The organism is Rhizobium sp. P2_G2, assembly GCF_056403555.1.
This window is the reverse complement of sequence record NZ_JBFUFF010000092.1, coordinates 15,897-27,359: the sequence shown is the minus strand read 5'-3', so window position 1 is coordinate 27,359 and position 11,463 is coordinate 15,897. Positions and strand designations below refer to the sequence as shown.

The 11,463-nt window shown below is 59.8% G+C and carries 6 protein-coding genes; 3 read left to right on the top strand and 3 right to left on the bottom strand.

Annotated elements, in window-relative coordinates; genetic code table 11:
- Positions 1-1,000, top strand: a 1,000-nt coding sequence (locus tag AC1D06_RS34380) for a calcium-binding protein (protein ID WP_477990269.1), incomplete at its 5' end; no start/stop codon positions are given.
- 442 nt (positions 1,001-1,442) lie between these two features.
- A complete protein-coding gene (locus AC1D06_RS34375) occupies positions 1,443-4,931 on the top strand; it encodes an Ig-like domain-containing protein (protein WP_477990268.1) in 3,489 nt (1,162 codons plus the stop codon).
- Positions 4,932-5,042: 111 nt separating this feature from the next.
- On the opposite strand, the gene AC1D06_RS34370 is transcribed toward AC1D06_RS34375, so the two are convergent.
- Positions 5,043-5,744, bottom strand: coding sequence for an IS6 family transposase (locus tag AC1D06_RS34370; RefSeq protein ID WP_477990270.1), 702 nt, complete (start codon positions 5,742-5,744; stop codon positions 5,043-5,045).
- 218 nt (positions 5,745-5,962) lie between these two features.
- On the opposite strand from AC1D06_RS34370, the gene AC1D06_RS34365 reads away from it, so the two are divergent.
- Entirely contained in the window at positions 5,963-7,063 is a 1,101-nt protein-coding gene (locus tag AC1D06_RS34365; RefSeq protein ID WP_477990267.1) for an ROK family transcriptional regulator, read from the top strand.
- 11 nt (positions 7,064-7,074) lie between these two features.
- On the opposite strand, the gene AC1D06_RS34360 is transcribed toward AC1D06_RS34365, so the two are convergent.
- Positions 7,075-8,244 carry an ROK family transcriptional regulator gene (locus tag AC1D06_RS34360; RefSeq protein ID WP_477880859.1) on the bottom strand — a complete coding sequence of 390 codons (1,170 nt, stop codon included), beginning with the start codon at positions 8,242-8,244 and terminating at the stop codon, positions 7,075-7,077.
- A gap of 170 nt (positions 8,245-8,414) precedes the next feature.
- Positions 8,415-11,438, bottom strand: coding sequence for an alpha-mannosidase (locus tag AC1D06_RS34355; RefSeq protein ID WP_477990266.1), 3,024 nt, complete (start codon positions 11,436-11,438; stop codon positions 8,415-8,417).
- Between the last annotated feature and the right edge of the window lie 25 nt (positions 11,439-11,463).

Sequence of the window (11,463 nt, the reverse complement as noted above, 5' to 3'; positions counted from 1 at the left end):
CGGCATCTTCCAGCAGCGCTACGCGGCCAATGGCGACACCGTGGGGGCGGCTCAAAACCCGGTCAACAGCTACGGCGGAGGTACTCAAGGCTCTCCGACTACCACGGCGCTTTCCGATGGGGGCTGGGTGGTCACCTGGTGTGGCGAAGGGACGGGCGATGACAACGGCATCTTCCAGCAGCGCTATGCGGCGGATGGCAATGCGGTCGGGTCTCAAACCCTGGTCAACAGCTATACCGCGAATACTCAAGCCTATCCAACAGCCACGGCGCTGGCCGATGGCGGCTGGGTGGTCACCTGGTCTGGCGAAGGGACGGGAGACAGCTACGGCATCTTCCAGCGGCATTTCGCAGCCGACATTGAGGGCTCACGCCATGCCGACAAACTCGCCGGCACAAGCTGGGGCGAATATCTGACTGGCTATGCTGGTAATGACAGGCTTGACGGCAAAGGCGGCAATGATGTCCTGGTTGGCGGCAAGGGCAACGACACCTATGTCGTCGATTCCACGGGCGACCAGGTTCAGGAATTGGCTGCCCAGGGCACAGACACTGTGCTCGCCTCTGTCAGCTACACACTTGGCGATTCGGTGGAAAACCTGAAGCTATCCGGCAAGGCGGCACTCAGCGGCACCGGCAATGCGCTTGCCAATCACATCACCGGCAATGTGGGCGCCAACACGCTCAGTGGTCTTGCCGGTGCTGATACCCTGACGGGCGGTAAGGGCAGTGACACGCTTTTTGGCGGGGCGGATGCAGACCATTTCGTCTTCAAGGCCGGCGACGGTGCCGACACGATCAAGGATTTCGACGCCAAGGATTCGGATCACGATGTCATCGATCTCAGCCACGTTTCGGGGCTCACGAATTTCGCAGATCTCAAAGCCCATCATATGGAGCAGTCTGGTTCATCGGTGGTGATCGACTTTACTGCTCACGATTCCATCGCGCTGGAGGGCGTGAAACTCAAGGATTTATCCGCCGTCGATTTTATTTTCTGAACCTGGGTCCGCATTTGAGAACCGCCAACGTTCACTACAGCCCTCCAATAAACCATCCCCGCCCCAAGGGGCGGGGTGCCTGCCATCCGATCAGCCGTAGTCTTCGGCCGCGCGCGCTTGGGCCGCATCGCTTTATCCGAGGCCGCGTTCAAAAAATCACCTCAAGACTATGTCACAAAATTACAATTCGCCAAAACGTCAAAAGCCGCACAGAACAAAATGTGTCGATACGCCGCGATCTCCACCGAACGGTGGAAGACGGTTCTGATGCCTTGATCTACCGTCGCGCCTGAGCTTGGCAAAGGGCTGCACGATGGACGATCCGATACTCGTATCGGCAAAGGCCGATGAACAGGCAGACAATGACCCCGCCGCAGTTTTTTCGCGCTGACTGAAGGCATTGCGCTGCATTTCATTTCAATATTTTTTGAAAGCGACCCCCATGGACCAGCCTACAGAGATATCCACCTCAGCCGACGGCACGCCTGCAGACAGCTATAGCAACTTTGGTGTGCGGCAGCCGTTTTCGGCCGACGGCAGCAAATTTGTCTTCACGTCCGCAGGCAGCAACCTCGTGACTGGCGACGCCAATGGCGTTGCGGATATCTTCATCAAGGACATGGTGACGGGCGTAGTGACGCGTGTTCCGATCGCGGCGGATCAACTCGGATCGGGAGCGGCCGATGATGTCTCCATTTCTCCTGATGGCACCAAGATCGTGTTCTCGTCTCGTGCCGACAATCTTGTGCCGGGCGACACGGATGGCAAATCTGACATCTTCGTCAAGGATCTTGTGTCGGGAACCCTGACACGAATTTCAAATACCATTGACGGTACGCCCGCCAACAGCTTCAGTCCGACATTCTCACCCGATGGCACGCGGGTTTTGTTCGAAACCTCCAATGTCATAAACAGCGTCACATATGGTGAAGTTTACAGCAAGGACCTGAACACCGGCTCGGTGAGCCTCGTGTCGACGTCGATATCGGGAGCGACCGGAAAGCGCGGCGATAGTGGTGGTGCGGTTTATTCTCCGGATGGCACCAAGGTAGCATTCCTTTCCTCGGATACCGATCTCGTTACGGGCGACACGAATGGCTTTAACGACATTTTCGTCAAGGATCTGGTCACCGGCCAGATAACGCGTGTCTCCACCGACGCAAATGGAAATCAAGCGTCCAATCCAATCGGCGCATACGCTGTCACYGCGCCAAGCTTTTCGCCTGACGGCACGAAACTGCTGTTTGCCACGTCCCTTTCATTGATACCGGGCGAGGATCACAAAACCGGCGCCATCTACATGAAGGATCTGGTTACGGGCGCGGTTCAGCTCATCGCACCGGTTGATCAAGACGCCGTATTTTCTCCGGACGGCGAGAACGTTCTCTACCGATCCCTTGCCAGCGATCTTCCGTCGGATCCGTCTGACAATCCCAATCATTTCACCAGCGCCATTTATGTCAAAAACATCGCCTCGGGCGAAGTCACTCGCGTCGCTTTTACGAGCGGAGAATTTGCGCCGAGATTCTCCCCCGATGGCAGCAAGATCGTCTTCGAATCCAGGGACAGCGGCGGACGCGAGGAAATTTTCAGCGTGCCTTTCGAAGTCAGTGCCAAATCCGCTGATGACTTCTACAAAGGTGGCTATGACGCGGCCCTGGTGGTCGATGCCGCCCATGGCGTGCTGGCCAACGACAAGGACGCCAACGGCGATGCGCTGAAGGCAGTGCTGGTCGATGGACCCGACCATGGGACGCTGAAGCTGAAGGCGGACGGCTCCTTTACCTATACGCCGGATGGTACGTTCATCGGCAAGGAGACATTCGTCTACCACGCATTCGACGGCACAAAGTATGGCAAGGACGCGACCGTCACCATCGATGTCGCCGGCAATATCGAGCGAATCGATACGACGGCCAGCGACGGCCAAGCCAGTTCCGGTGTCTATGGCGATAAGCCGGTGTTTTCGCCTGATGGTAAGTCAGTCGTCTTTTACTCCGGCTCGACCAATCTTATGCCCGGTGTCAGCGGTGCACAGCTTTTTCTGAAAAACTTAGAGACCGGCAAGATCTCCGTCGTTTCCGCGGACGCAAATGGACATTTTATCACTGACTACGGCAGCGAAAATCCGACGTTTTCTGACGATGGCACCAAGATTGCCTTCGCAAGGGGGCCGGATATCATGGTCAAGGATCTGGCCACCGGCTCTCTCACGGTCGTCTCGACCACGGCGCACGGCGTCAAGGGCAATGATCGCTGCGGGGTGCCGGACTTCTCGCCAGACGGCACCAAGATCGTCTTCTATTCGTTTGCCGACAATCTGGTGAATGGCGACACCAACAATCAGCCCGACATTTTCGTCAAGAATCTCGTAACCGGTGCGATGATCCGCGTCTCCACCGCAGCCGATGGAAGCCAGGCCGATGCGGGCAATGGTGGTACGCTGTCGGCGCTCGCGACGTTGCCGACCTTTTCGCCGGACGGCAAGTCCGTGCTGTTTGCCTCTGACGCCGGCAATCTCGTCGCCGGAGACAGCAATACGGCGGAGGATGTCTTTATCAAGAACCTCTCGACCGGTGCAGTCACCCTTGTTTCAACCTCGGTCAATGGCACACAGGGTAATAGCGGATCCTACGCGCCGGTGTTTTCGCCCGACGGCACCATGGTGGCGTTTGCCAGTGGTGCTGACAATCTGGTCTCTGGCGACACGAATCATACGGCTGATATTTTCGTCAAGAATCTCAAAACCGGCGAAGTCACGCTGGTATCGACGAACGCTGCCGGACAGCAGACGGACGGAACCGGCTATCTGGGCAGCGAATCTCCGGTTTTCTCGCCGGATGGCAAACGCATTGCCTTCATCTCGAATTCCCCTGGTCTCGTGCCCGGCAGCTACAGCAACAGCAGCGTTTTCGAGAAGAACCTGGTCACAGGCACCATCCGGCTGGTCTCCGCCGATGGGTTCGAGGTCGATGGCCACGGATCGGCGGTCGGCGCTCTGAGCTATTCCGCCGACGGCAAGAAGATCGTTTTCGAGTCCTATGGCGACAAGCTGGTGCCCGGCGACACCAATGGAAGCATAGATGTGTTCGTCAAGGATCTGACCAAGTTCCCCATCAACAGCGGCAAGAACAACACGCCACCAGTGGCCAATGCCGACGGCTACTCGACGGATGAAGGCGTGGCGCTGCACGTTGCCAAGTCTAAGGGCATACTCGCCAACGATACCGATGCACAGAAGGATGCGCTCACTGCAGACCTGGTCAAGGGTCCTGCCCACGGCGAGCTTACCCTCAATCCGAACGGTTCATTCGACTATACGCCGGATGCCGGCTATAGCGGCAATGACAGCTTCACCTACCGTGCCAGCGACGGTACCGACACCAGCAGCACGACCAAGGTCACCTTGACGATCGCCCCCGACGAGACTGTCCGCAGCGGCGTGACCTATACGCTCAACGCCCACCAGCTCAATCTGATCTTGACCGGCAGCAAGGCGATCGACGGCACCGGCAACAGCCTCGACAACAGCCTGACCGGCAATGGCAACGACAATGTTCTCAATGGCATGCTGGGCAACGACACGATGACCGGAGGCGGAGGTCACGATACTTTCGTCTTTGACACGACACTCAAAAAATCGAATGTCGATATGATCACCGACTTCAGCCATGCCGCCGATACGTTCAGTCTCGACCATGATGTATTTGCAGGCTTGAAAGCCGGAAATCTGGCCAGCAGCGCTTTCAAAACTATTTCCAGCGCCACATCGATGGCTGGCGTCGATAGTTCTGACCGCATCCTCTACGACAAGGCGCACGGCGACCTCTACTTCGACCAAGATGGTTCCGGCAATAAATTTGACCGGGTGCTGTTTACGCATGTCACCGACAAGACCAGCCTCGACCATACGGATTTTCATATTATCTGAACGTGATTTTACAACGGCAGAACGGGCAGGTGGACCGCCGATACGTCAACAAGGCATCGTAAACTTAACGGGAACGAGGCAGTCGTAGTAGCCCGGTTGCACCATGGCGGTTCACGCCCGAGCGATTTTTGCCCACAGGTTCATCGCCTCTGAACGCAGTTCGCAATGATGGCTGGATGAGATGTCGTGGCGGGGGATGTGGAACAGGTTGGCGATCGGATCATGGATGGAGACGAAGCGCTGTAGATGTCGCTGTGACTTGAAGCGTTTCATGATCCATTCCCGTCGCCGGAATGGCTGGTGGGAGTTCTCCGCCCGATTGTTCAAGCTTTTATGCGAACGGTGTTCGACACCCGGCATGATCTCTCGCTTCGCGGCGGCGTAAGATCGCAGCTTATCGGTGATCATCACTCGCGGGGGGCGGCCTTGGCCCTTCAACAGCTTGCGCATCAGGCGCTTGGCTGCCTTGGCGTTGCGGCGACTCTGAACCAGAACGTCGAGGACGAAACCATTCTGATCGACGGCGCGCCAAAGCCAGTGCTTCTTGCCGCCGATCGAAACGACTGCCTCGTCGAGGTGCCACTCGTCTCCCAGCCGACCGGCTGAGCGGCGGCGAATTTCGCTGGCGAAGGCGCGGCCGAACTTCTCTGCCCAAAGGCGGACAGTCTGGTGCGAGACAATAATCCCTCGCGCCGCCAGCATGTCCTCGACCATCCGCAAGCTGAGAGGAAAACGGAAATAGAGCCACACCGCGTGAGCAATGATTTCAGCGGGAAAGCGATGGCGGCGGTAGAGCGGGTCACGGTCTGTCATGACCCGTCTTCTCACATCGAAATCCACGATTCGTTAAGTTGACTATGCCTTGCGGCCCGTAAATATCTTCGCGACAAGCCCACTGCGACAGACTCTGCCCCACCATTCAGCGACGCCCGCCTCCCGCCAACGTGGGTACCGATTGAAATTGATAGGATTCAGTTTTAATCGTTTCATGAAAACATGCGCGCATGCATGAGCGACTCGAGGATGCAATCGTGAAGACGGGACGGCGGCTTTCGGCTTCAATCGGGCGCAGGACACAGGCACGCGACGATCTTCCCGGAATAAGTCCGGTCGATATCGCCGATCACAACTCACGCACCGCCCTTGCCATGCTGCGCCGTTTCGGACCGCTCACGCGGCAGGAATTGTCGGCGCGTCTCGGGCTGACAGAGCCGGCGATTACCGGCATCATGCGGCGTTTGCAGGATGCCGGCCTCATCGGCGAGCGCAAGCGGCAAACCGGTGGCAGATATAGCGCCGTGGAATTCATGCTCCTGGCCGATGGCGCCCATTCGGTCGGTGTCAATCTGACCACATCGGGTACCGAAATCGTCATCATGAATCTGGCCGGTGTCGTGGTTAGCCGGCGTAAGATCGGCGACTGTGCGGAAATCGGCGGGACTGTTGCCGCCATGCTCAGGGATGCCGGGATTCAGTGCGGCACGATCGGCAATGGCATTGCGCTTGGTGCGGGAACCGTTGTCGATCGGGAGGCGATCAGGGCATCGCTTGCGCCAGCTCCTGTTTTCTTTCTCGATGACACGGAAGCCGCCGTCATTGCCGAGCGCATGCTCGGCATTGGGGAACCCGAGGGCGGTCTCGTTGTCATCCTGATCGACGAGACCGTGCGGGCCGGATTGCTGATCGGCGGGAAGATCTTTCGCGGCATGCATAGACGCGCCGGCCAGATCGGCGCCATGCGCTCGGGACAGAGGCATGCCAGCCTTGACGAGGTGGCGACGGTAACCTCTCTCGAGCGCCATATCGCCGAAAAAGGCCCCGCATCCGTCGAAGACTGGGCAATGACCGCCGCCAGCCATCTTCTCGACGCGATCGTCGCCATATCGGGTTTCGTTGCCCCGGGCGCCGTGCTGATCGGCGGTTCGCTGCCGGACCATGTGATCGACATGATCATCGCCCGGATGATGCGGGAAAGGGAAAAGCAAAGCGCCTATTTCGTGGCTGCGCCCTGGATCCCTCCGGTCAATCGCACTTCTCTGCCGGGGGCCGGCATTGCCGCTGGCGCGGCCCTTCAGCCCTTCCTGGAGATTCTGTTGCCAAAGGTGCTTCCGCAGCCGCTCAACCCGGCCTGAACATCGGACGGTCAGTGCGCTCCGGCCTGCTGTTCCTTGGGTGGGCTGCTGAGCGGAACCCGGAAGCGTTGCGCCGCCTCGGCGGAGGGCAGGCCCAGCTTGTGCGCCAGCGGGATGGCGGCGGCACCAAGGGCTGCGGCATCTTCCGAACTTGCGGCGCGGTGCAGGGACGGCGCCTGTGCGCCGAGATGCATGATTTCTTCGTGCACATAGACCAGCAATTCGTCGATCAGCCGCACCGGGAACCGTCCGCCGATCAGCACGCCCTCCGGATCGACGATCATGCCGATATGCACGATGGCTTCGGCGATCTTCACGCTCACCTTGCGCAGCCAAGTGCTGAGAAGGCGCCGGCCATTGTCGTCGAGATCAAGCAGATCGGCCGGTGTTGCCACGTCGAAGCCGTTGTTCTTCAGGTAATCGAGCAGGATGAACAGCGAGAACATCTCGCCAAGCGGTCGGCTTTGCCCGGCAAGTGGTCCATCGTCGAACACGACCGGCAGCCAGCCGATCTCGCCGCCCAGGCCGCTGGCGCCCTTGTGACGAATGCCGTCGATGACCAGGCTGCCGCCCAGGCAGGCATTGGCGAGGATATAAAAGAAGCTGCGGATTTCGGTGCCCAGTCCGTATTCGATTTCGCCCAAGGCGGCGGCGTTCGCGTCATTGTCGATGAAGACCGGATGGTTGGACATGGCTTCCAGGGCGCCGCGCACATCGAAGCCGCTCCAGCGGCGGTAATTCGGCGGCAGACCAATCACCTGCACCTCGCCGAGCCAATCCGGGATGGCGAGACCGATGCCGGCCAGACGCGCCTCGCTGACGACCCTGCGACGCAGGAACGAGGAGAGCGCATCCTCCATCAGGCTGACAAAGGTATCCGGCATGATGAAGCGCTGCTCATGGTGGATCCGGCCGCGAACCGCTCCGGTGGCATCGACGGCGACAATCGTGAGGTGATCGCGATCGATGTTGGCGCCGATCGAAAACACGCCTTCCGGATCAATCTCCAGCTCGATCGCCGGCTGGCCGCGCAAGCCATGGCGGCGGCGGGCCTCGACGATCAGGCCCTCATCCAGCAGGCGATCGACGATGCGGGTGACCGCCTGCTTCGTCAGCCGCGACTGACGCGCCAGTTCGGTGCGCGAGATGGGCGCGCTTCGATGGATAGCACTCAGGATCATCGTGCGGTTCTGTACCGCCGCTTGTTCCGTGTTCGAACCCGCAAATTTCAAATCCGCCTCTCAGCCTTCTGTCTCGCCGCTGTGAGCGGCCACGGTCCCGGCAAACTAAGCCTTCATTGCCAGAAAAGATATTCATCGGGAGAACCTGAGTGCCAGCCGCCCACAACAGATCAGGATTTCGAAATCCGCCAGCTCTTGACCTCGAACGGGCGGAGGCCTTCGGTTGGCACATCAGGCATGGTTTCCTCAAGGATGCTCACCGGTCCCTCAAGGCGCCAGCCTTTGGGCAGACCGAGGGCAAAATCGCCGCGGCGTCCTGCGGGTTCGTATACGCGCACGATCAGTCCGTCTCCGTCCTCGCAAGGCTTGATGGCGGAAAGGGCCGCATCGATTCCGGAGACGGTCAGCGGTTGCCAGGCGCCGACTGCACGACCCGAAACCGGAACGGCAAGAAGCGGCTGGTTCAGGTCTTCGGCTTCTTCCCTCACAGCGCCTTCATACCATGTGCCTGCGTGCGGCATCAGTGAATAGGTGAAGGATTGCAAGCCCTCGTCGGCCATCGGGTCCGGATAGATCGGCCCTCGGACCAAGGACAGGCCGAGGACATTGCCCCGCATGCTGTGGCCGTATTTGGCATCATTCAACAACGCAAGACCGAAGCCGGGCTCGGAAAGATCGACGAAGCGGTGCGCCGGTGCTTCGAACATCGCTGCATCCCATGACGTGTTGGAATGCGTCGGGCGCTCGACCACGCCGTATGCGCATTCGCAGGTGGCGCGGGCATTGCGGACGGCAACGCCGGTCTCGCTGCGGAGCAGCACGCGCCGGTCGTGCCAGTCCAGCTCGGTCAGGATATCGAGCCGGCGGGCGTTAGCGCCGAGCGACAGGATCTGAGTAATGCGCGAATGGCGCCATGTCCGGACGATCTTGATGGCGGCGCGATGAGGACCGGCTTCGATGATCTCAAGACTGTCGAATGTGGTGATTTCCTCAGAGCGCTTGGCGTAGTCTTCCTCGACATCCCATGCATCCCAGTTGCGCGGCTTGTCGGCAGGATAGGCGAGCAGGCGGTTGCCGACACCGTCCAAGGCCTCGCGCCCGGTGGGCTTGTGCAGGATGCTCGCAATCGAGCCATCGGCGGCGAGTACGACCCTGAGCACATCGTTTTCGAGGTGCTCCCGGCTCGCCGACACGCCCGATTGCGGCGCAAGCGCCTCATTCGGCAGGACAGCAATGCCGAGTGGCGGAAGACTGCCTTCGGCCGAGATCAGGCGGCCTTCGGCGAGGGTCAGGCGAAGCGGCCGTTCGGACAGTGACGGATTGACCACCAGCAGAGAACCGCCCGCACCGGCCGGTAACCGACTGGCGATCGCCGCCATTGCCGCATCCTGCGCCGCGCTTCCGTCGGCAATCGCCTGTTCGAGTTCATGCCTGGCGTCGTCATAGACCTCGGCGATCGAAGAGCCGGGCAGGATATCGTGAAACTCGTTTTTCAACACAGTTCGCCATTCCCGCTCCATGGACCGAGGGCGCTCGCTGCCGATGAGATGGGCGAGGCCGGCCAGCGTCTCGGCCGTGATCAGGCTGCGCTCGGCCTTGCGATGCAGGCGCTTTACGGCGCTCTGACTGGTCAGCGTCGCCCGGTGCAGTTCCAGGTAGATCTCTCCCTGCCAGACATGAAGTTTCTTTTCGTTGGCGCTTTTATGCGCCGCGTCGAAGAAATCGTGAACCTTGGTCCAGCGCGCTTCCGGAAGGGCGGGAAAAACACGCAACTGTTTCGCGCGCGCAATCATTTCCGGCGTCACGCCGCCGCCCCCGTCGCCATAACCGACGCAGAGCAGGGTCGTGTCGTGCTTGTCCTTCTGGCGGAAATTCTTCCAAGTGGGAACGAAGCAGTCGGGCTGCACGAAGCCGTTATAGCCATGCATCGGATTGTCGAATGTGTGTGCCAGAACCCGGCTGCCGTCCAGGCCTTCCCACCAGAAGAGATCGGCGGGAAAGCGGTTGGTTTCCGACCAGTTGACCTTGATCGTGAAGAAGCTGTTCATACCGCCCTGGCGCAGAAGCTGGGGCAGGGCTCCGGAAAAGCCGAAACAATCCGGCAACCAGCAAACCGTGTGGCGCGTGCCGAAGGTTTTTTCGAAATAGCGCTGCCCGTAAAGGATCTGGCGGCTGAGGCTCTCCCCGGTCGGCATATTGGTGTCGGGCTCGACCCAGGTTCCGCCGACCGTTTCCCATTGCCCGGCCTGCACGCGCTCGACAATCTTTTCCAGCAGTTGCGGGTCGTCTTCGGCAAGCTGGGCATAGTACTGCGCGGTCGATTGATTGAAGCGGAAATCGTCCGAACCTTCCATCAGCGAGAGCGCGGTGTAGAAGGTGCGGCGCATTTTCCGCCGCGTCTCGCCATAGGGCCAGAGCCAGGCGAGATCGATATGGGCATGACCGGTCAGGGCGATCTTGCCTTGCGGTGGGAAACGCTCGCGCAACCCCTTCAATCGTTCGATCAGTGCCTCATAGGCTGCGATCACGGTTCGGCGCTGTGCATCGTCCAACCCTTCGGGCGATGCTTCCAGCGCCGGCAATTGCCAGATCTTCTGTTGCATGGGCGATGGAGCCATCCGGGCGATGTAAGCGGCTGTCGCCGAAGGCCAGTCGAGGCTGTAGAGCGCGTCTTCCACCGCATCGAGGAGATGTGGCACGACATCGTGGTTTTCCAGCACGGAAACCGCTTCAGCGATCTGCCGCAACAGCAGCCACAGACGGTCCACGGCGTCATCCAGCCAGATGAATTCGGCACGGGCCAGCTTTGGCTCGCGCACAGGTTCGCCGAAAGGCAGGCGAGCAACGCTTTCGGAGGAGATGCGAACGTTCCGCGACGGGATCGGGAATTCACGATGATAGGGGTCGAGCCCATAGCTTTTGCCAGCGCCGTCCGCATCGGTGATAGTAATCAGGCTTTCGCCGCCAAGATCGAGGACGAGACGGGTCTCGCTCAAAGGCCAGTCAGAGGGAGCCTCGGCGGCACAGGCAAAATGCACGGCCCCATCTTTTCGCGGCCAGGCCGAACCGATGGCGATCGACTGACCCTCAAAGCTCCATCCATCGATATGCGCCGTCTGCCGTGCGCGCCAAAATTCCAGCTCCTGGGCACGCTTCTGAAGGCGTTCGAGGCGTTGGGATGAGGTCAAAGTCATGATGAAATCCTGATGCTGTGATAGG

Coding starts and splice junctions, on each gene's coding strand:
- AC1D06_RS34370 (WP_477990270.1), bottom strand. CDS start 5,744: ATGACAGACCGTGACCCGCTCTACCGCCGCCATCGCTTTCCCGCTGAA.
- AC1D06_RS34360 (WP_477880859.1), bottom strand. CDS start 8,244: ATGATCCTGAGTGCTATCCATCGAAGCGCGCCCATCTCGCGCACCGAA.
- AC1D06_RS34355 (WP_477990266.1), bottom strand. CDS start 11,438: ATGACTTTGACCTCATCCCAACGCCTCGAACGCCTTCAGAAGCGTGCC.